Source organism: Maribacter luteus (assembly GCF_009674825.1).
Lineage (GTDB): Bacteria > Bacteroidota > Bacteroidia > Flavobacteriales > Flavobacteriaceae > Maribacter_A > Maribacter_A luteus.
Genome location: NZ_WKJH01000002.1, coordinates 289124 through 310965 on the forward strand (window position 1 = coordinate 289124; position 21842 = coordinate 310965).

At 38.9% G+C, this 21842-nt stretch carries 21 protein-coding genes and 1 tRNA gene; 11 read left to right on the plus strand and 11 right to left on the minus strand.

Features of this window, described 5'->3' with window-relative positions; genetic code table 11:
• The first annotated feature begins 61 nt into the window (after positions 1-61).
• The 10 genes from rplM to GJ691_RS04480 all read left to right on the plus strand — a co-directional run bounded on the left by rplM (position 62) and on the right by GJ691_RS04480 (position 10859).
• The gene (rplM, locus tag GJ691_RS04435; protein WP_179955026.1) at positions 62-517 is read left to right on the plus strand and encodes a 50S ribosomal protein L13; all 456 of its coding nucleotides are present in this window, start codon (positions 62-64) and stop codon (positions 515-517) included.
• The gene (rpsI, locus tag GJ691_RS04440) at positions 517-903 is read left to right on the plus strand and encodes a 30S ribosomal protein S9 (protein ID WP_154364174.1); all 387 of its coding nucleotides are present in this window, start codon (positions 517-519) and stop codon (positions 901-903) included. Before rplM ends, rpsI begins: the two co-directional genes overlap by 1 nt.
• 242 nt (positions 904-1145) lie before the next feature.
• A complete protein-coding gene (rpsB, locus tag GJ691_RS04445) occupies positions 1146-2228 on the plus strand; it encodes a 30S ribosomal protein S2 (RefSeq protein WP_154364176.1) in 1083 nt (360 codons plus the stop codon).
• Between the two features lie 74 nt (positions 2229-2302).
• Positions 2303-3127 carry a translation elongation factor Ts gene (gene tsf, locus GJ691_RS04450; RefSeq protein WP_154364178.1) on the plus strand — a complete coding sequence of 275 codons (825 nt, stop codon included), beginning with the start codon at positions 2303-2305 and terminating at the stop codon, positions 3125-3127.
• 154 nt (positions 3128-3281) lie between these two features.
• A complete protein-coding gene (gene pyrH / locus GJ691_RS04455; protein WP_154364179.1) occupies positions 3282-3989 on the plus strand; it encodes a UMP kinase in 708 nt (235 codons plus the stop codon).
• 42 nt (positions 3990-4031) lie between these two features.
• Positions 4032-4589, plus strand: coding sequence for a ribosome recycling factor (frr, locus tag GJ691_RS04460; protein WP_154364181.1), 558 nt, complete (start codon positions 4032-4034; stop codon positions 4587-4589).
• A 145-nt stretch (positions 4590-4734) separates the two neighbouring features.
• On the plus strand, positions 4735-7134 hold the full coding sequence (locus tag GJ691_RS04465; RefSeq protein WP_154364183.1) for an efflux RND transporter permease subunit: 2400 nt from the start codon (positions 4735-4737) through the stop codon (positions 7132-7134).
• A 188-nt stretch (positions 7135-7322) separates the two neighbouring features.
• Positions 7323-8756 (plus strand): asparagine--tRNA ligase, encoded by a 1434-nt coding sequence (gene asnS, locus GJ691_RS04470; RefSeq protein ID WP_154364185.1) that lies wholly within the window; start codon positions 7323-7325, stop codon positions 8754-8756.
• A 40-nt stretch (positions 8757-8796) separates the two neighbouring features.
• Entirely contained in the window at positions 8797-10254 is a 1458-nt protein-coding gene (gene rpoN, locus GJ691_RS04475; protein WP_154364187.1) for an RNA polymerase factor sigma-54, read from the plus strand.
• On the plus strand, positions 10254-10859 hold the full coding sequence (locus GJ691_RS04480; protein ID WP_154364189.1) for a hypothetical protein: 606 nt from the start codon (positions 10254-10256) through the stop codon (positions 10857-10859). The genes rpoN and GJ691_RS04480 overlap by 1 nt, the downstream gene beginning before the upstream one ends.
• 145 nt (positions 10860-11004) lie before the next feature.
• Here the strand turns inward: GJ691_RS04480 and GJ691_RS04485 are convergent, their stop codons facing one another.
• The 9 genes from GJ691_RS04485 to GJ691_RS04525 all read right to left on the minus strand — a co-directional run bounded on the left by GJ691_RS04485 (position 11005) and on the right by GJ691_RS04525 (position 17177).
• The gene (locus tag GJ691_RS04485; protein ID WP_154364191.1) at positions 11005-11619 is read right to left on the minus strand and encodes an ExbD/TolR family protein; all 615 of its coding nucleotides are present in this window, start codon (positions 11617-11619) and stop codon (positions 11005-11007) included.
• A 140-nt stretch (positions 11620-11759) separates the two neighbouring features.
• Entirely contained in the window at positions 11760-12470 is a 711-nt protein-coding gene (locus tag GJ691_RS04490; RefSeq protein ID WP_154364193.1) for a porin family protein, read from the minus strand.
• Between the two features lie 195 nt (positions 12471-12665).
• Positions 12666-13148, minus strand: coding sequence for an ExbD/TolR family protein (locus tag GJ691_RS04495; RefSeq protein ID WP_154364195.1), 483 nt, complete (start codon positions 13146-13148; stop codon positions 12666-12668).
• 19 nt (positions 13149-13167) lie between these two features.
• Positions 13168-13776 (minus strand): ExbD/TolR family protein, encoded by a 609-nt coding sequence (locus GJ691_RS04500; protein WP_154364197.1) that lies wholly within the window; start codon positions 13774-13776, stop codon positions 13168-13170.
• 13 nt (positions 13777-13789) lie between these two features.
• The gene (locus GJ691_RS04505; protein ID WP_154364199.1) at positions 13790-14221 is read right to left on the minus strand and encodes a hypothetical protein; all 432 of its coding nucleotides are present in this window, start codon (positions 14219-14221) and stop codon (positions 13790-13792) included.
• A 24-nt stretch (positions 14222-14245) separates the two neighbouring features.
• Positions 14246-14995 (minus strand): MotA/TolQ/ExbB proton channel family protein, encoded by a 750-nt coding sequence (locus tag GJ691_RS04510; RefSeq protein ID WP_154364201.1) that lies wholly within the window; start codon positions 14993-14995, stop codon positions 14246-14248.
• A gap of 227 nt (positions 14996-15222) precedes the next feature.
• A tRNA-Ser gene (locus tag GJ691_RS04515) sits at positions 15223-15310 on the minus strand.
• 66 nt (positions 15311-15376) lie between these two features.
• Entirely contained in the window at positions 15377-16405 is a 1029-nt protein-coding gene (locus GJ691_RS04520; protein ID WP_154364203.1) for an asparaginase, read from the minus strand.
• Between the two features lie 4 nt (positions 16406-16409).
• On the minus strand, positions 16410-17177 hold the full coding sequence (locus GJ691_RS04525) for a TatD family hydrolase (RefSeq protein ID WP_154364205.1): 768 nt from the start codon (positions 17175-17177) through the stop codon (positions 16410-16412).
• 123 nt (positions 17178-17300) lie between these two features.
• On the opposite strand from GJ691_RS04525, the gene GJ691_RS04530 reads away from it, so the two are divergent.
• A complete protein-coding gene (locus tag GJ691_RS04530) occupies positions 17301-17753 on the plus strand; it encodes a retropepsin-like aspartic protease (RefSeq protein WP_154364207.1) in 453 nt (150 codons plus the stop codon).
• A 35-nt stretch (positions 17754-17788) separates the two neighbouring features.
• Here the strand turns inward: GJ691_RS04530 and odhB are convergent, their stop codons facing one another.
• Both odhB and GJ691_RS04540 read right to left on the minus strand, forming a co-directional pair.
• Positions 17789-19003 carry a 2-oxoglutarate dehydrogenase complex dihydrolipoyllysine-residue succinyltransferase gene (gene odhB / locus GJ691_RS04535; protein ID WP_154364209.1) on the minus strand — a complete coding sequence of 405 codons (1215 nt, stop codon included), beginning with the start codon at positions 19001-19003 and terminating at the stop codon, positions 17789-17791.
• Between the two features lie 28 nt (positions 19004-19031).
• Positions 19032-21827 carry a 2-oxoglutarate dehydrogenase E1 component gene (locus GJ691_RS04540; RefSeq protein ID WP_154364211.1) on the minus strand — a complete coding sequence of 932 codons (2796 nt, stop codon included), beginning with the start codon at positions 21825-21827 and terminating at the stop codon, positions 19032-19034.
• Between the last annotated feature and the right edge of the window lie 15 nt (positions 21828-21842).

Genomic DNA, 21842 nt, shown 5'->3' on the forward strand with positions numbered 1-21842 from the left:
TAATTGTACATTTGCACCCCGTTTGTCGGGATTGGAGTATTTAATCAATAAAATTATTAGTGTGGACACATTAAGCTACAAGACTATATCAGCCAACAAGGCTACTGTAAACAAGCAGTGGTTATTGGTTGATGCTGAAGGAGAGACATTAGGACGTCTAGCTTCTAAAGTTGCCAAATTACTTAGAGGCAAACACAAACCTAATTTCACTCCCCATGTTGATTGTGGAGATAACATTGTTATCATCAATGCTGAAAAAATCACCCTTTCGGGGAACAAGTGGGATAGCAAAACATACAGTCGTTATACAGGCTACCCAGGTGGTCAACGAACAACAAGTGTAAAACAGTTGTTGGACAAGAATCCTGGAAGAATCGTTGAAAAAGCCATTAAAGGTATGCTTCCTAAAAATAGGTTAGGTGCCGACCTTTTCAGAAACCTTAAGGTTTATGTTGGCCCAAATCACGAACAAGAAGCCCAAAAACCAACTGCAATAAATTTAAACGACCTTAAATAATGGAAGTAATTCACAAAATAGGTAGAAGAAAAACGGCCGTAGCGCGAGTTTATCTTTCAGAAGGTAAAGGAGACATTACTGTAAACAACAGGGAATTGGCCAATTACTTTCCTACAGCAACACTTCAATACAAAGTGAAACAAGCTTTTGCATTGACCAACACCGAAGATAACTACGATGTTAAGGTTAATGTTTATGGCGGTGGTATAACCGGACAGGCGGAAGCCATTCGTTTGGCACTTTCAAGAGCATTGTGTGAAATCGACGAAGAAAACAGGGGCGCCCTTAAACCAGAAGGTTTATTGACAAGGGACCCAAGAATGGTGGAACGTAAGAAATTCGGACAGAAGAAAGCCCGTAAGAAGTTCCAGTTCTCAAAACGTTAATATCAGGATTACCAGGTGCTCTTTTCGAAGAGCACCTTTATTATATTTTTTAACTTGTTCATTGAAAGCCTCTTACTGGGGCAATTAAAAAATCCCGATTTTCATTTCCTATGAAAATTAACGGTATAAAAACATATCGTAATAGGGTAAATTAGTTTAGCATCTAAATGGTGAAGGCTTTGCGCTATAACGCAATACCACTTCAACATTGCTAATTCAAAAGAACGTAAACTAAATTTAAAATGGCGAAAGTCGAAGTAAAAGAATTATTGGAAGCTGGTGTGCATTTTGGACACCTTACAAGAAAGTGGAATCCTAACATGGCGCCCTACATCTACATGGAGCGTAACGGAATTCACGTCATCAACCTTTACAAAACAGTTGCAAAATTAGATGAGGCCAATGAGGCTCTTAAGAAAATTGCTGCTTCAGGCCGAAAAATACTTTTCGTTGCCACAAAAAAACAAGCCAAGGACATCGTTGCAGATAAAGTAGCAAAGGTAAACATGCCTTATATTACAGAAAGATGGCCTGGTGGAATGTTGACCAACTTCGTTACCATTCGTAAAGCTGTTAAGAAAATGGCTTCTATCGACAGAATGAAGAAAGACGGTACATTCAACACACTTTCTAAAAAAGAACGTTTACAAGTTGATCGTTTAAGGGCAAAATTAGAAAAGAACTTAGGTTCTATCTCTGAAATGACACGTCTACCCGGCGCTCTTTTCATTGTAGACACCATGAGAGAACACATCGCTGTTAAGGAGGCCCTTAAATTGAATATTCCGATTTTCGCAATGGTAGACACCAACTGTGACCCTAGGGATATTGATTACGTTATCCCTTCAAATGACGATGCATCAAAATCCATCGATATCATCATGGGTCAAGTTACAGATGCCGTTGCAGAAGGTTTATCCGAGCGTAAAGCCGAGAAACAAAGCGAAGCCCCAAAAGCCAAGAAAGAAGAAAAAGCAGCTCCAGCACCAGCACCTACCCCAGCTCCTGAAGTAGTTGAGGAAAAAGCAGTTGAAGCTCCTAAGGTAGAGGCAGAGGAACCAGCAACAACCGAAGCTGACGACCTTACCAAGGTAGAAGGCATAGGCCCTAAAGCTGCCGAGGCTATCGTTAAAGCAGGAATCAAGACTTACGCACAATTAGCTGAGGCGAACGCTGACAACATTAAGGAAATCCTTACTGAAGCTAGCTCAAGAATGGCACATTTAGACCCAACCTCATGGCCTAAACAAGCTAAAATGGCCGCTGAAGGTAAATGGGACGAGCTTAAAGAATGGCAAGACAACACCAAAGGTGGAGTTGAATAGTCTTTCGTCATAAACGACATTTCAATAAATAATAACATTGTCATAGACCATGACAATATTAAAAAGTAAATAAAATGGCTAAAATTACCGCCGCAGAAGTAAATAATTTAAGAAAGACCACTGGAGCAGGAATGATGGACTGCAAGAATGCATTGGTCGAAGCAGAAGGCGATTTCGAAAAAGCAATTGAGATCCTTCGTAAAAAAGGTCAGAAAGTTGCTGCTAAAAGAGCAGATAGAGAGTCTTCTGAAGGAGCCGCTATAGCTAAAGTCAATGCTGACAACACTACAGGGGTCATTATCTCTTTGAACTGTGAAACCGATTTCGTTGCCAAAAATGACAGTTTCGTTAGTTTGGCCAATGACTTGGCTGAATTGGCCTTGGGTTGCGACAGTAAAGAAGATTTTCTTGCTGCTGACTTCAACGGGTTAAGTGTACAAGACAAACTAACTGAGCAAACAGGTGTTATCGGTGAGAAAATCGAAATAGGAGGTTTTGCTAAATTAAATGCTCCTTTCGTTGGTTCATATATTCATGCAGGTAACAAAATAGCTACTTTGTCGGGCCTTTCAGCTGCTGTTGATGGTGCTGATGTTGTTGCCAAAGATGTTGCCATGCAAGCTGCCGCGATGAATCCGGTTGCTTTGAACGAAGATGGTGTTGACCAATCGGTTATCGATAAAGAAATCGAGATTGCGAAAGATCAATTACGTCAAGAAGGAAAACCTGAAGCAATGTTAGACAATATTGCCAAAGGTAAACTTAAAAGATTCTTCAAAGACAACACCTTGGTAAACCAAGATTTTATCAAAGATAGCAAGCAAAGTGTTGCCCAATACGTAAAATCGGTAAATGCCGATTTAACCGTAACTGGTTTCAAAAGGGTTGCTTTAGGTTAATTAAAGTTTCTTTATAAATATTAAAACCACCATACTTTCGTATGGTGGTTTTTTATTACTATTTATTTTGTGGCAACCTCTATGATTTAATCCCTATAAAGTGAATCGTAGCATAATTTTTTTTGCCTATTTTTGTGTCAAACAATCACAAAGCATGCAATACAAAAGAATACTTTTAAAACTAAGTGGCGAAGCCTTGATGGGCGAGAAACAATATGGTATCGACCCCAAAAGACTTGCGGAATATGCCCAGGAAATAAAAGAAGTCGTAGAAAAAGGCATGCAGGTTGCCATAGTCATTGGCGGCGGAAATATATTTAGAGGTTTAGCGGGTGCAAGTAATGGTATGGACCGTGTTCAAGGCGATCATATGGGAATGCTGGCAACGGTAATCAATGGTCTTGCGCTTCAAAGTGCCTTAGAGATAGAAGGCGTTGAAACACGATTACAGTCAGCCATTAAAATCAATGAGGTGGCAGAACCCTTTATTCGCAGGCGGGCCATGAGACATTTAGAAAAAGGTAGGGTAGTGATTTTTGGTGGTGGAACCGGGAATCCGTATTTTACAACCGATTCAGCAGCTGTTTTGCGAGCAATCGAAATTGAAGCCGATGTTATCTTAAAAGGAACCCGGGTTGATGGTATTTATACTTCCGACCCAGAGAAAAATAAAGATGCCACTAAGTTCGACAATATATCATTCAACGAAGTGTTAAGCAAAGGCTTAAAGGTCATGGACACAACAGCATTTACCTTGAGTCAAGAGAACGAACTTCCCATCATCGTTTTCGATATGAACAAAAAAGGAAACCTACTCCGAGTACTTGATGGGGAAAATGTAGGTACAAAAGTAAATCTATAGTTTGGTACACTTTGTGCTAGTTTTATTTTTAAAGATTAAAATATGAACGAAGAAATTACATTCATTTTAGATGCAGCTAAAGAAAGTATGGATGCAGCTATTGTCCATCTTCAAAAAGAATTTATAAAGATTCGTGCCGGTAAGGCAAACCCTTCCATGTTATCATCCGTAAAGGTTGATTATTACGGATCACAAACCCCATTGTCACAGGTGGCCAACATCAATACTCCCGATGGCCGTACGTTATCGGTACAGCCATGGGAAAAGAACATGTTACAAGAAATAGAAAAGGCAATCATGAACGCCAATCTTGGATTCAATCCAATGAACAATGGTGACATGATCATCATCAATGTACCACCATTGACTGAAGAACGAAGGATTCAATTGGCCAAACAAGCGAAGGCAGAAGCAGAACATGCTAAAGTCGGGGTGCGAAATGCCAGACAAGAAGCCAACAAAGAAATTCGTGATTCTGAAGATGCCTCTGAAGATCTTCAGAAAAATGCAGAAGTTGATGTACAGAATTTAACTGACAAATACATAAAAAAAATAGATGATTTCTTATCTGCCAAAGAAGAAGAGATCATGAAGGTTTAAGCAAACCGCAAACGATAGAAACAATAATAGAAAAAGCGCCCCAAAAGGGCGCTTTTTCCATCTCAATGGATTATGTTTTATTTAAGGCACGCAATTTAGGAAGACAGCCAAGCATTCTTTACCTTTGCGCTCGTAAAAATTCCTGATGGTTGCTAAACTCACACAAGGCTTTTGGGCTAAGGTTGCCCGAATAATTTTAAGGAATAGGATATTAATCCTTTTTTTGGTCGCTGCGGTAACCTTCTTTTTGGCCATGCAGTGGGACAATATGCGCTTCAGCAATTCCCAAGCCAACCTATTGCCGGATGACCATCCGGTAAATCTGGAATATCAAAAATTCTTGCATCAATTTGGAGAGGAAGGCAATGCGGTAGTATTCGCGGTAAAAGACAGTGCCCTATACTCTCCTACTAATTTCAATAGATGGAATAAGCTCAGTAAACAACTCGGTGCTTTTCCTGAAGTGGATTTTGTAATCTCCACCGATAATCTTCAGGAACTGGTAAAAGACAAAGAGAATAAAAATTTCATCTTTGAGCCCTTGATCAAAGGCGCAATCAATACCCAAAAAGATGTTGACACGGTCATTAACCACCTGTTCAATGACCTACCTTTCTATGAAAACCTTTTATTCAATAAGGAAAGCAGAACTATTAGAACGGTAATGTATCTGGATAAGGATATTGTGAACACATCTGTACGGAAAGACTTTATCCTTGAAGACCTTACACATTTAATCGATAGTTTCGAAGAGGAAACCGGACTTGACGTTAGAATATCTGGAATGCCCTACATACGAACTCTGAATTCCCAGAATATTATTGATGAGATCGGTAAATTCATCTTAGCTGCACTTGGTGTAACCTCTTTGATATTCTTTTTCTTTTTCAGAAGTTTCCGGGCGACCCTTATTTCCATGTTCGTTGTAATCATAGGTGTAATGTGGGCTTTTGGGATTTTAGGTTTACTACAGTACGAAATAACGGTACTTACCGCCTTGATCCCCCCTTTGATCATTGTAATCGGGATCCCCAACTGTATATTCCTTATAAACAAATACCAACAAGAAGTAAAAAAGCACGGGAACCAAGCCCTGTCTTTACAACGGGTCATATCAAAAGTCGGGAATGCCACTTTAATGACCAATATTACGACAGCATCCGGTTTTGCTACCTTTATCATAACCGATAGTAAATTGCTTAAGGAATTCGGTATTGTAGCCTCAATAAACATTTTAGGCATTTTTGTACTATCCTTGTTGATCATACCGATCATTTACAGTTTCATGTCCTTACCCAAAACAAAACATCTGAAACATTTAAACAAAAAATGGATCGATGCATTTGTAAATTGGATGGAACATATTGTTCGGAACAAGCGAATTACCGTTTATGTAACTTCCATAGTATTGTTGGTAGTAAGCATTATCGGTATTTATCAGATAGAAATATCGGGAAGCCCAATTGAAGACATGCCAAAAAAAGCCGGATTCTTTAAGGATATCCGTTTTTTTGAACAGGAATTCGATGGCATTATGCCAGTGGAAATCGTAGTTGACACCAAAAGACCAAAAGGAGTCTTAAAACCCGCTACCCTTAAACGAATGGATCGCTTGAGTACGGAAATCGATGATATTCCCGAATTATCAAAACCGGTATCCGTTGTTAATTTAGTAAAATACTCAAAACAGGCATTTTACAACGGTATTCCCAAATACTATCAACTACCTACTACACAAGAGAATAGTTTCATCATGGATATGGCCCGTAAATCATCCACTGATGGAAATCTTTTAAAGAGCTTTGTAGATAGTACAGGGCAAACAGCACGCATCACCACCTTCATGAAAGACGTTAAGACCGAGCGCATGGAAGGTATTGAAGCCCACTTATTAGAGGATATCGCGAAAATATTCCCCTCTGAAAGATATAATGTGTATATGACAGGTAGTGCACTTTTATTCCTAAAAGGCACAAAATACTTGGTAAAGAACCTTGTAATTTCCCTAGCATTTGCCATTTTCCTTATCGCATTGTTCATGGCCTTCCTTTTCCGGTCCTTCAAAATGATCATTATCTCCTTGATTCCGAACTTACTACCACTGGTTATAACAGCAGGTGTTATGGGGTTCGTTGGCGTACCTATAAAACCTTCCACTATTTTGGTATTCAGTATCGCTTTTGGGATTTCGGTCGATGACACGATTCACTTTCTGGCCAAATACCGGCAAGAACTTGCAACACATCGTTGGCAGATAAAAAAATCGGTTTACGCGGCATTAAGGGAAACCGGAGTTAGCATGTTCTATACCTCCATAGTTCTCTTTTTCGGATTTTCAGTTTTTGTCATATCCAATTTCGGAGGCACCGTTGCATTAGGTTCATTGGTTTCCGCAACATTATTATTCGCCATGCTTGCCAATTTAATACTATTACCTTCTTTATTATTATCATTAGAACGCAGTATTGCGAACAAAGAGGTGCTTAAAAAACCACAGATAGACATTCTCCCCATAGAAGAGGACAACATAAAGGATTTGGACTGAAACGTCTTTATGATCTTTCCGAATCAAGTGCAATAAAAATTATTTGACTTTAGGTATAATTGCCTAAAACAAGCTTAAATGCATGCTGATTTCAGCAAAAAACCTTAATATTTTTTTAAATATTATAGAACTCGCTTCTTTTTGTCCAAAAGTCTATCTTTGCCCTTTTAATTTTTATTTGATTTAAAATGAAATCTTCAAGTGTAAAAGAACTACTTTCAATGGCTCCCAAGCTCCAGGAAGTAACCGTAAACGGATGGGTCAGAACTTTTAGAAGCAACAGGTTTATCGCCTTAAATGATGGATCTACGATAAATAACATACAGTGTGTTGTTGACTTTGAAAATTTCAGTGAAGACGTTTTAAAGCAAATCAATACCGGATCGGCCTTAAAAATTACCGGAACTTTGGTAGAAAGTCAAGGCAAGGGCCAGAATGTTGAAATTCAGGTGACCGACATCTTCGTACACGGAAATGCAGATCCAGAACTATATCCGATCCAACCCAAAAAGCACTCATTGGAGTTTCTTCGGGAAAAAGCCCATTTACGTATAAGGACCAATACATTTTCGGCCGTTATGCGTGTACGTTCGGCATTGGCATTTGCCATACATCAGTATTTTAGACAGAATGATTTCCATTATTTTCATGCCCCGATAATTACAGGGTCAGATGCAGAAGGGGCAGGCGAAATGTTTAAAGTATCTACCTTGGACAGCAAAAATCCGCCTTTAACTGATGACGGAGAGGTAAACTATAAAGAGGATTTCTTCGGTAAAGAGACCAATCTTACCGTTTCGGGACAATTGGAAGCCGAAACCTATGCCATGGCATTGGGCAAAGTATATACGTTTGGACCAACATTCAGGGCCGAAAACTCGAACACCTCTAGACACCTAGCGGAGTTTTGGATGATCGAACCGGAAATGGCCTTTTATGACCTTGACGCAAACATGGATTTGGCCGAGGATTTCATCAAAAATGTAATCAATTACGTTCTAGAACATTGTCAGGACGATTTACAGTTTTTGGAAAAAAGACTCCTTGATGAAGAAAAGTCAAAACCACAAGCCGAGCGCAGCGATATGGCATTGATAGAAAAATTGAAATTCATTTGTGAGAATAATTTCAGAAGGGTCTCTTATACAGAAGCCATAGAAATCTTGAGAAACAGCAAACCGAATAAAAAGAAAAAATTCCAATTCACCATAGATGAATGGGGTGCCGACCTTCAAAGTGAACACGAACGCTACCTTGTTGAAAAGCATTTTAAATGCCCTGTTATACTATTCGATTACCCGGCCAACATCAAAGCATTTTATATGCGATTGAACGAAGATGGCAAAACCGTAAGGGCAATGGACATCCTTTTCCCAGGTATAGGTGAAATAGTCGGAGGTTCTCAAAGGGAAGAACGCCTAGATGTATTACTTGATAAAATCAAAGCCTTAGGCATTGACGAAAAAGAGCTCTGGTGGTATCTTGATCTACGGAAATTTGGTTCTGCCGTACATAGCGGTTTTGGACTAGGCTTTGAACGGCTGGTGTTGTTCGCTACGGGTATGGGCAATATTCGAGATGTAATACCTTTTCCAAGAACACCGCAGAATGCGGAATTCTAAATTGAAATCGTTAACTTTATAAGGCATACAAACAATATTTATGCTCAAACAACACTTACAGTTCAAATTATCACAAAAACTTTCACCCCAACAAATTCAGTTGATGAAGTTGATTCAATTGCCTACGCAGGCCTTTGAACAACGTTTGAAACAAGAATTGGAAGAGAACCCTGCATTGGAGGGCGGTAAAGAAGAAAGTGATACCATCGAGGACGAATTCGACGACCTCTATGAAAATGAATTGGATAGTGAGAATATAAGTACAGAGGATATCAATATAGACGAATACCTGAGTGATGACGAGATTCCCGATTATCGAACCAAGGCCAACAACTATAGCGCCGATGACGATGAAAAGAGCGTCCCTTATGCAGCAGGTACTTCATTCAATCAATATTTATTGAACCAGCTGAACACCGTTTACCTGAGTGATGAAGAATGGGCCATTGCCGAATTCTTGGTAGGGAGTGTAGATGAAAGTGGTTATATAAGAAGGCCTTTGACCGACATTATGGACGATTTGGCTTTTACCCAAAATATTTACACCGATGAAAAGACCATAGAATCGGTTTTGAAGGTTGTACAGTCATTGGATCCTCCAGGAGTTGCAGCCAGGTCATTGGAAGAGTGTCTAATAATTCAATTGAAACGAAAGGAAATAAATGCCAATATTGAAATGGCCATTACCATATTGGAAAAATCCTTTGAGCAATTCACAAAAAAGCATTACAAAAAACTACTTCAAAAACATAATATTACCGAAGAAGAGCTTAAGGATGCCATCTCCGAAATTGAAAAATTAAACCCCAAACCAGGCGGGTCATATGCAGGTAACAACCGTATCGTAGAACATGTTGTTCCCGATTTTTCCATCAGGATCGTAGATGGTGAGTTGGAATTGACACTGAACGGCAGGAACGCTCCCGAATTGCATGTCTCCAAAGAATACAATAATATGCTCAAGGGATTCAAGGACTCTAAAGAAAAGTCAAAATCCCAAAAGGATACGGTCATGTTCATCAAACAGAAGTTAGATGCCGCGAAATGGTTTATTGATGCCATAAAACAAAGGCAACAGACTTTGTTCATAACCATGAGCGCCATAATGGAATACCAGAAAGAATACTTCCTGACCGGTGATGAACGAAATCTGAGACCTATGATCCTTAAAGATATCGCCGATGAAATTCATATGGACGTATCTACGGTTTCAAGGGTTGCCAACAGTAAATATGTTGACACTCCCTACGGCACCAAGTTAATCAAGGATTACTTTTCCGAATCCATGAAAAACGAGCAAGGCGAAGACGTATCTACCAAGGAAATTAAAAAAATCCTGGAAACCGTTATAGCGGATGAGGTAAAGAAAAAGCCTCTGACCGATGATAAATTAGCGGCGATATTAAAAGAAAAAGGCTATCCCATAGCTCGTAGAACGGTAGCCAAATACAGGGAACAACTAGGTATACCTGTAGCAAGGTTGCGTAAACAGATTTAATGAGACTTTTTCAAAAGGCGATAACCAATATCTTTCACCCACTTTTTGTTCCAATTGCCGGGACCTTTGCCTATTTCATAATAACACCCAAATACAGTCCTTTAGAACTGCAAAGTGGCAATATATTGCCCATTTTCATCCTTACGGTAATAATACCCATCATTACATTTCTTATTTTAAAGAATATCGGCTATGTACATTCGGTACAGTTACCTACTTTAAAGGAACGCAAGTACCCATTGATCATTAATCTTGTTCTCTTGTCAATGATCGTTTTTAAGGTAATTCCAAATAACTACGTCATTGAACTTTATTTCTATTTCGTTGGTCTCATCGGCGCAACCGTCGCTACGACCCTACTTTTATTTTTAAAGATAAAAAGCAGCATGCACCTTATGGGAATGGGCAGTTTGTTGATGTTCTTAATTAATCTCAGTATTCATTTTGAGATCAATATAACCATTGCCCTGAGTATATTCATACTCATTATCGGTCTCGTAGCCACATCAAGGCTATACTTTCACGCCCACAGCAAATTAGAATTACTAATAGGCCTTACTATTGGTATCATTTCGCAACTATTGACCGTAAAATACTGGTTGTAAACAAACTATATTTTTTTAACCAATAACCGTCTTCTTGTACATTGGTTTTACAAAAAAGAAAATACAGTAAGTTCAGCTTTCAATAATGGAAATCGCTAAAGGAATTTTCTAAACGAACCCTAAACCAAAGCCGTTAACACATTATTTATTTGGTTTCGATTTCCGATAGCTTAAGGGGATATAAAGCCCGTATAGACTCTATTTTGGCTTTAATGAGTATTTTGGAGTCATCGGAAGTACCTGGTTGAACAAATTTTGTTTCTAAAACCGTATAATCTTCCCCATACAGACGCTGCGCCTCCCGATTTCTTAATTCATTATAAGCCGCCATTAGTTTATCCTGTACCGCAATATAACTACTGTAATAGGCCTTTCTATCATAGGATAGTACAACAATGGCCCTAGAAGGATTATCTGATGATATTATACTTCTATCACCCAAACAATAACCACAATATTCCGGATCATGCTTCGTCAATCCACCATTGTCCAAAAACCCTTTTACGGTTTCCTTTAATTCGTCTAGCGCTGTTATCTGGCCATCAACCAACAAATCACCCTCTTCATTGATTATTACCCTTAAAATATTCTTTTCTTGCACGAGACCTATTTCAGATTCATCCTGGAGCTTAGGTAGCAATCTATCTATACCAGAATCTGAATGAATTGTCGTTGTTACCAAGAAAAAAATCAAAATCAAAAAGGCGATATCCGCCATTGATCCGGCATTAACTTTTGAAAAATTGGTCTTCTTTCCCATAATACTTTGTGTTGGTTTCGTCATAAAACCATAGTAAAGTATAATTTGTATAGTAAGAAACCCTTGGGAAGGTAACTAAGTCAAGTGAAATCAACCATCCTTGACCGTAATTACTTTAAAAGAATCAAAATGCATGCCAATTATAAAATGTAAAAAATCAACCCTATGCGCAGGGGTTGTAGATCAAGACTTTCCGAATCAACGAAAGCACCGTCCTCTAGAAGATTACTTAACGCATAATAAACATGTATATTGAAGGTATTATAACCGACATTTAGCATAAGGCCATACTGGAACTTCCTTATATCCGGATTTTCAAAAGATGATTTATCAGATGAAGTGACCAGTTTAGATCTTCCTCCAAAAATATATCCGAATTTCATACCCGCATAGATCCTTGTAAATTTATAAACATTGGGGGAGGAATTTCTCCATCTAAATTCCAAGGGAACCTCAAGTAGATGTGTTTCGAATTTATTCCTTTTTACGGTAACCTCGTTCCCATCTAGGGTAATGACATCCTCATCTATGATACTATATTCAACACCTTCAGATGTCTCCGATGCCCATAAGTTGGAATAGTAAGAATTTATCGCATAACCTAGACCTAGACCTATTGCGAAAGTCCGATTGGAATTTACGGGTATATCTTTGATAAAACCACCTTGTAAACCGTATGATAAATTTCGCTGTGTAAAATCGGTAGGTTTATTCAAAAGCGAATTATAGGTGATTCCTAAATAGAACTGATCTTCAAGATATTTTAAATCCATATGATCAGATTGCCTGTCGTTCTGAGCAAGGATACTCAAATTAGTCAAAAGAATGAAGCCAAAAAGCAACTGTTTCATATATCTAAGTACTATATCTTTATTCAGGAACTAATGTTAGTGATATATAAGAAGGAGGTTAAACAATAAATTGTTGCATATTCACAGATACAATAGAATAACCGTACAAACCCTCAAATGAAAACTAAAAATAATGAAATAAAAAACGCCCTGATAATTTTATCAGGGCGTTTTTTAAGTTTGAAATGATATTGTTTACTGTAAATTTCTAAATGCATCACCTTCATAAGTGGTGTAGTTCACCTTAAGTGCATTCACTTTACGTAACTCCTGCTTAATGTCGGATATTAATCCCATATTGGCATTTTTATCAACTTTTAAAGCAGTTGTCAAAACATTTTGTAATTCCTGTGACTTTTTAGCTCTCTCTGACAAGATGTAATCACCCACCTCAGAAGGACTAGCGAATTTATCATTCAATTGAATCTTTGGCTCAGAACCAAAAACCTTTTGAAATTCCTGTGTTGGTTTACCAACATAGATATAAATAACACGATCTTTCTTTTCTAGCTTTTTAACTTCACTAGCGTTTGGGAGTACATTCTCAACTTTAAGCGAACTATCTTTCATTACGGTAACCGTCATGAAGAAGAATAACAACATAAACACGATATCCGGTAAAGATGCCGTAGATACTGGTGGCAGTTCGCCACTTTTTTTCTTACTAAATTTAGACATAGCTTCTCTTTAGATATTATTAATTCGCGGTAGAGGTTTCAGCTTCAGACAATTTCTGTGGAAACAGATCTTGTATTTTCTTCACTTTCTCCTTAAGTTCGTCCTTAACGCTTTGAGCTGTTTCAGGATTTAGATACTCAGCTTCCATATCGGTAAATTTTCTACCGTACAAGCGCTGCGCTTCCCTATTCCTCAAATCATTGTAGGCACCGACCAATTCATTTTGAACAGTGATATAGGTACCATATTTAGTCTCCCTATCATTCTTCAATGATATAATCGCCTTAGTTGGATTATCCGATGACTCAGTGTTCTTTTTCCCTTTGCAATAACTACAGGTACCATCCCCACCATTATCCAAAAAAGCCATAGCCTTAGCCCTTAGGTTTTTTAGATCTGTCAATTCCTCATCGGCCAACAATTGACCATTCTTGTTAATATTGACCTGAAATATATTCTTCTGTTTAATAATAACATCGGAATCAGGCGGCTCAATCGGTGGTAACATACGATCCAAACCTGCATCTGTCTCAATGGTTGTAGTAACCAAGAAAAAGATCAATAGTAAGAAAGCTATGTCGGCCATAGATCCAGCATTCACCTCAGGTGCTCCTCCTCGTCTAGCCATAGTTTATAATATTTTATTTACTGAACATTCTTTTTATCCCTGGCAATACAATTGCCACAACAGCTACTACGGTAAGGATAAAGAAGACATTAAGTCCCATTCCTATTTTCTTCACTGTACTTTCATCTGACATTGCCATATAATCATCAGCTACGTCTGTTCCGCTAGCCAACACATAGGATATAACAACAACCAAAAGAAAACCACCAATCACGAACAAGGTCTTTTTAAGGCCTGCAGGATTAGCAAAAAGGTTTTTCAATGTGAACACCAAACTAGCGACTACAGCAATACCCAATAGAAGGTAAGTAATCATGAACATGGCGTTCATCGCCCCACTTTGGGCTGCTTCTGCAACTGGCATATCCTTCTCTGGCAACAAATACCAGAGTATAGCGGAAATAACGCCAATTATCAACAAAAATAATTTTAAAAATTTATGCATGATACTATTTGTATTAAGTCCTACTTATTTCTTGTGGTCTACCAACATATCAATCAAAGAGATTGATGAATCTTCCATATCATTTACAATACTATCGATTTTTGCAATGATGTAGTTATAGAAGATTTGAAGTATGATAGCCGTAATAAGACCGAATACCGTTGTTAATAACGCAACCTGAATATCACCTGCAATCAAAGAGGCACTTAAGTTACCAACTGCACTAATTTTCTGAAAGGCCTGAATCATACCGATTACCGTACCCATGAAACCAAGCATTGGTGCAATTGCGATAAATAAAGACAACCAAGAAACGTTTTTCTCTAATTGACCCATTTGAACGCCACCGTAAGCAACAACTGATTTTTCAGCAGAATCTATACTTTCATCAGCCCTGTCCAAACCTTGGTAATAGATAGAAGCAACAGGTCCTTTTGTATTTCTACAAACTTCCTTGGCAGCTTCAACACCACCTGATGCCAAAGCATCTTCTACTTGTTGTTTTAATTTTGTCGTGTTGGTTGTAGCCATGTTCAAGTAAATAATCCTTTCAATAGCTACCGCCAATCCAAGAATCAAACATAAAAGTACGATACCCATGAAACCGGCACCACCTGTTATGAACATTTCCTTTAAAACTTGGGTAAAACCTTTAGATGCTTCCGGAGCTGCATCCTGAACAGCAACCATCGCTGAAGCAACGTTTGCACTTACTGTATTTGTACCTGCTACAAATAACCCAGCAACAGCTAGGGTAGAGAATAATCTTTTCATTTCTTTCAAACTTAAATTTAGTTAGTTAATAGGGTTAAAGATAAATAAAAAACATGACAAAAATACTAAAAATTTTTGCATTGAGGAAGGGAAAAACCACGTTGTTTCCAATACCTCCGATTAAAAAATAACAAGCATTCCCTTTAGTCGTATTAGGACCTAGTTGTACCCTTTAAAAAATGCTGAAGTTATCTTCCCCATTTGTTTTTTAAGTACAAATGCTTTTGCAGAGAGGAAGGGATTCGAACCCTCGATACACTTTTGGTGTATACACACTTTCCAGGCGTGCGCCTTCGACCACTCGGCCACCTCTCTAGTTTAGCCTAAAGGTTGGCCAATTAACAAAAAAATACTCAAGTAATAAAATTTAAAACGTTATTTTTATTGCATTTCTCCACGCAACGAAGTTTCGAAAATCGTTTTGAACAATTTTGGGGAAACTTTATCCCCCAATAAGTACATCAACTTCGTTATAGCGGCCTCTGTCGTAATATCCTTACCATTAATGACTTGCATTTGCATCAATGCCCTGCTCGTTTCATATTGCCCCATTATAACACTACCACCGGGGCATTGGGTAACGTTGATTACATGAATATTTTGGGCAATGGCTTTTTTTAAAATATTTAACAACCATTCGTCAGTCGGGGCGTTTCCGGCGCCATATGTCTCCAAAATCAGAGCTTTCAGATTTGGTGTTCCCAACACACTTTTCACTACGGATTCATTTAATCCCGGGAACATTTTCAAAATCGCAACATCAGTATTCAAATTCTTATGCACTTTCAGTTTTTTTGACGGCTTTGCTTTTAACAAATACTCCTTATAAACCTTTAAATGCACCCCTGATTCTGCCAATGGAGGATAATTAGGGGAATTAAAGGCCTGAAAATGCTCTGCATTTATTTTTGTGGTCCTATTGGCCCTATAGAGCTTATACTCAAAATAAAGTCCCACTTCCTGTATTACCGGTTTCCCTCCCTCTTGTAACGCCGCTATTTGTATTGATGTAATAAGGTTCTCCTTTGCATCTGTGCGCAAATCCCCTATGGGCAACTGGGAACCTGTAAATATCACAGGTTTGGACAAATTCTCTAACATAAACCCTAGTGCCGATGCTGTATAACTCATCGTATCACTGCCGTGCAATACAACAAACCCATCATAAACAGAATAATTATCCTCGATCAATTCAGCAATCTTCACCCAATACTGCGGGTTCATATTGGAAGAATCCAGCGGAATATCGAATGAAACACTCTCTATTTTACAATCTAACTGGTTCAACTCGGGAATATTACTGGTTAAGCCCTTAAAATCAAAAGCCTTAAGCGAACCGGTAGCATAATCCTTGATCATACCAATGGTACCTCCTGTATAAATAAGCAATATATGTGGTCTTGGATCCATGGTGTTATATTCCGAATATTTCTTTTGAATTTTGAGTGGTAATCCTAGCAAGGTCTTCAATATCCATATTATGGATATCTGCCAATTTATTGGCAACATTCACTAAATAACCACTTTCATTTCGTTTTCCCCTATATGGTACGGGTGCCAAATAAGGCGAATCGGTTTCCAGAACGATATGTTCTATAGGAACCTGCTGTAAAAACGTATCTATTTTTCCATTTTTAAAGGTCACTACACCACCTATCCCTAATTTAAGATTGTATGAAATAGCTTTTTCAGCTTGTTCCAAAGTTCCTGTGAAGCAATGGAAAATACCAAACAGTCCTTCACCTTTTTCACGTTCAAGCACGTCAAAAACTTCATCAAAAGCCTCCCTACAATGAATAACAATAGGCAAACCATGCTTTTTGGCCAATTGAATCTGATATTGAAATGCCTCTTGCTGTTCCTTTAGAAAGGTCCTGTCCCAATACAAATCGATTCCGATTTCGCCAATGGCATAAAACTTCCTCTGTGACAATAGCTTTTCAACATGATTCAACTCTTCCCGAAAATCCTCTTTCACATGAGTTGGATGAAGCCCCGTCATTAAAAACATATGCTCTGGATAAGCTGCCTGCAAGGCAAACATAGACTCGGTGTAGGTCGAATCTATTGCGGGAATAAAAAAACGTTCTACCCCATTCTTTATGGCATTCCGTATTACCTCATCCCTATCTTCGTCGAAAGCCTCACTATATAAATGTGTATGCGTATCGGTTAATATCATTTGTGTTCGACTCTTTAAATTTAAGACTTACCATCATTAAAACAGGCGCACATAGAATGTCATGATTGACTGACGGTCCCATTTCAAGGAGCAAAAATAGCCTTATCTTTATCAAAAAAATAGATGTTGAGCCTCAAAAAGTTTTTAAAGAAGAAAAACTACATTCAAATTCCCTTGGTTTATACCGCCACCAATCATTTTGAAGTGGTTGCAAAAATCAATGGGATCCTAGGGTGTTTTATTTTGGATACCGGGGCTTCGAACACCTGTATTGGACTGGATAAAACCGAACTTTTCAATTTAAATTCAAAAGAGTCCAAAATTAAGGCTGCCGGGGCCGGGGCCACCAATATGGAAACCATGATATCGACAAAAAACTCGATAAAAATCGGAAAATGGAGCAAAAAGAAACTCAAGATAGTATTGTTCGACCTTACCCATGTAAATGAAGCCCTCACCACCCACAAAGCACTTCCCGTAGATGGGATAATTGGTGCCGATGTACTCAAAAAAGGTAAAGCGATAATCGACTACGAAAAATCCTGTGTATATCTAAAACAAAAAGGCTCGAAATAAATCGAGCCCTTTTCATCTTATTACATACCCTGGAATTACATTTCCAAAGCCTTCTTTACATTATTGTCCATTAAAAGTTCTTCCGGACTTTCCAATGCTTCTTTAACAGCAACCAAAAAACCTACGGATTCCTTTCCGTCTATAATCCTATGATCATAGGATAGGGCTACATACATAATAGGTGCAACCACTATCTCACCATTTCTTACGATAGGTCTTTCCACGATATTGTGCATTCCTAAAATAGCGCTTTGAGGAGGATTGATAATCGGTGTAGACAACATAGATCCGAATACACCGCCATTGGTAATGGTGAACGTGCCACCTGTCATTTCATCAACCGTAATCTCACCTTCACGTGCTCGAATAGCCAATCGTTTTACCTCTGCCTCAACCCCTCTAAAGGTAAGTTTCTCCGCATTACGGATAACAGGGACCATTAATCCTTTGGGACCAGATACCGCTATACTGATATCGGCAAAATCATAAGATATCATCTCTTTCCCATCGATCATCGAATTTACAGCCGGATACATTTCCAATGCCCTAACAACGGCTTTAGTAAAGAATGACATAAACCCAAGGCTAACCCCATGTTTGGTTTTGAAATCCTCCTTATGTTTTTTTCGAAGTTCAAAAATAGGAGACATGTCCACTTCATTGAATGTGGTCAACATTGCCGTTTCGTTCTTAGCTGCCACCAATCGCTCGGCAACCTTTCTTCTTAGCATTGAAAGTTTTGAACGGGTCTCACCTCGGTTACCCCAATTGGGTGTTGTCCCCATAGACGGCACGGCCTTTACGGCATCCTCTTTGGTAATTCGACCATCCTTTCCCGTCCCCTTTATATTGGCTGCGTCAAGATTCTTTTCTGCCAATATCTTTTTGGCAGCCGGTGAAGCAGTACCTGTTGCGTAGGTTGCCTCTTTTTTCTCTTCGACTTTTGGAGCCGGAGCTTCAGTTTTAGTCGCTTCGGGCTCTACACTTTTAGACGCAGCCCCTTCCGGCTTAGCAGCTGAAGTATCGATCAAACAAACAATGGCACCTACCGCTACGGCATCACCTACTTCTGCCTTTAATGTAATAACACCACTAGCTTCGGCAGGAAGCTCCAATGTTGCCTTGTCTGAATCAACTTCGGCAATAGCTTGATCCTTTTCAACATAATCGCCATCCTCGACCAACCATTCCGCAATCTCAACCTCGGTAATAGATTCTCCCGGTGAGGGGACTTTCATTTCTAAAATCATTCTTTAAAAAATTAGATGTTTAATTTCTTTATTTTGGTCTTGTCATATTATCCTTGCTCTTGTCAAAAACAAAATCCAACACTTGTTGGTGTCTGTTTTTAGAACGCACTGCACTTCCTGCAGCTGGTGAAGCATAAAACCTTCTCGATGCCACCCTGAAACCATTCGATTTTTCATAATGCATCATCAGGTGGCTCCATGCACCCATATTCCGTGGTTCTTCCTGTGCCCAAACCACATCATCGGCACCGCTATATTTTTCCAAGATAGCATCTATTTGATCAATTGGCAATGGAAATAACTGTTCAATCCTTACCAAAGCTACATCATTCCTTTTCAACCTATTCCTTTCAGCCAAGAGATCATAATAGAACTTACCAGTACAGAGTACCAAGGACTTCACCTTTTGTACCTCAGCAGTTGCATCATCAAGAACTTCCTTGAACCGTCCGGAAACAAAATCCTCTACCGACGATACGGCTTCAGGGTGCCTCAACAAACTCTTTGGTGTAAAGATGATCAACGGCTTTCTAAAGTTCGCCTTAATTTGACGTCTTAAGATATGGAACATTTGTGCCGGTGTGGTAACATCGGCAATATACATATTATCACGTGCGCACAATTGTAGATATCTCTCCATTCGTGCCGATGAATGCTCGGCCCCTTGACCTTCATAACCGTGTGGCAATAACATAACCAAACCATTCTGAAGTTTCCACTTATCCTCAGCTGCAGAAATATATTGATCGATCATTATCTGGGCCCCATTACTGAAATCCCCGAACTGTGCTTCCCAAATGGTCAATGTATTTGGACTGGCCATTGCATAACCATAATCAAAACCAACGACCGCATATTCAGAAAGTAAGGAGTTATATATATGAAAATTCCCTTGCTTTTCAGAAACATTGTTCAACAGCATGATCTCTTCCTCGCTATCTTCAACTTTCATTACGGCATGTCTATGTGAAAAGGTACCCCTTTCAACATCCTGACCTGACATACGAACATCAAAACCTTCTTCCAATAGGGAACCGTAGGCCAATAATTCCCCCATAGCCCAATCCAATTTGTCGGTTTCAAAGAACATTTTCTTTCGATCACCTACCAATTTGACCATTTTTCTCAAGAACTTCTTATCCTCAGGAAGCTTGGTAAGAACTTCCGCTATATGGGACAATTTACTTTTATCGTAGGTAGTATCAATATAATCGAGCATTTCCCATTCACGAACTGCCGTAAAATCTTTCCATTCATCGGCCATGAAGGGAGTGATAATGGTTTTATCCTCTTTTCTTGAATCCTCAAGTTCTTCTTCCAAAGATGCCTTGTACTCTTCCTCCAATTGCCTAACATACCCTTCTTCAATGATTCCTTCGGCAATTAATTTTTCAGCATAAATATCCCTTGGATTTTTATGTTTGGCTATTGCTTTATATAATTTAGGCTGTGTGAACCTTGGTTCGTCCCCTTCATTATGACCATATTTTCTATAACCCAATAGGTCAATGAAAACATCGGTATTAAAACGCATTCGGTACTCCAAAGCAAATAATGCCGCATGGCAAACCGCTTCTACATCATCTGCATTAACATGTAGGACCGGACTTAAAGTAACCTTACCAACGTCTGTACAATAGGTAGATGATCGTGCATCCAGATAGTTAGTGGTGAATCCGATTTGGTTGTTCACTACTATATGTATGGTACCATTGGTCTTATAACCATCTAGTTTCGCCATTTGTACCACTTCATAAACCACACCTTGACCAGCAATGGCCGCATCCCCATGTACGACAATCGGCAATACTTTGGAAAAATTATCCTTATAATGGGCATCTTGCTTGGCCCTTACGATACCTTCGACCACAGGGCCGACCGTCTCTAAATGCGACGGATTGGGGGCAATGTTCATTTTTATCTTATTACCATTATCAGATTTTCTGTCTGAGGTCCATCCTAAATGGTATTTAACATCACCGTCAAAAATCTCCTGTTCGTAATCCTTTCCATCAAATTCACTGAATATGGCCTTAGCGGATTTTCCGAAAATATTCGTAAGAACATTGAGTCTTCCCCTGTGCGCCATACCCATAACAAACTGCTCAACTCCCATTTCCGCCGCCCTTTCAACAATGGCGTCCAAAGCAGGGATCAACGATTCGTTTCCTTCTAAGGAAAAACGTTTCTGGCCCACATATTTTGTATGAAGAAAGCTTTCAAATGAAACAGCTTGGTTCAATTTTTTAAGAATATGTTTTTTTTGGTCGCTATTGAAATCTGGATGGTTATCGTTCACGTTTATCCAATCCTGAATCCAATTCACGAATTCGGGCTTGCGAATATAAATGTACTCTACACCAATAGCATCACAATAAATACGCTGTAAATGCCCTACTATTTCACGAAGTGTGTTAGGACCAAGACCTATTACCTCACCGGCAGTGAATACCGTATCCAAATCACCATCACTTAGACCAAAATTCTCAAGATCCAATGTTGGAACATAAGTTCTACGTTTACGTACCGGATTGGTCTTTGTAAAAAGATGGCCCCTTGTTCGGTAGCCATTGATCAAACGAACCACTTTAAACTCTTTCTGCATATGCTCTGGCACTTGGCCATCCGCAACCAAAGTAGATGACACTGCTTCTTGTTCCGAAGAAACATATGGCCCGTCCGTTGAACTTTCTACCCCAAAATCAAAACCTTGAAAAAATGCCCTCCAACTTGGCTCAACACTATCGGGATCTGTTAAATATTTGTCGTATACCTCAGCAAAATATGAAGTATGCGCCGCATTTAAAAAGGAATATTTATCCATGAATATGCTCTATCT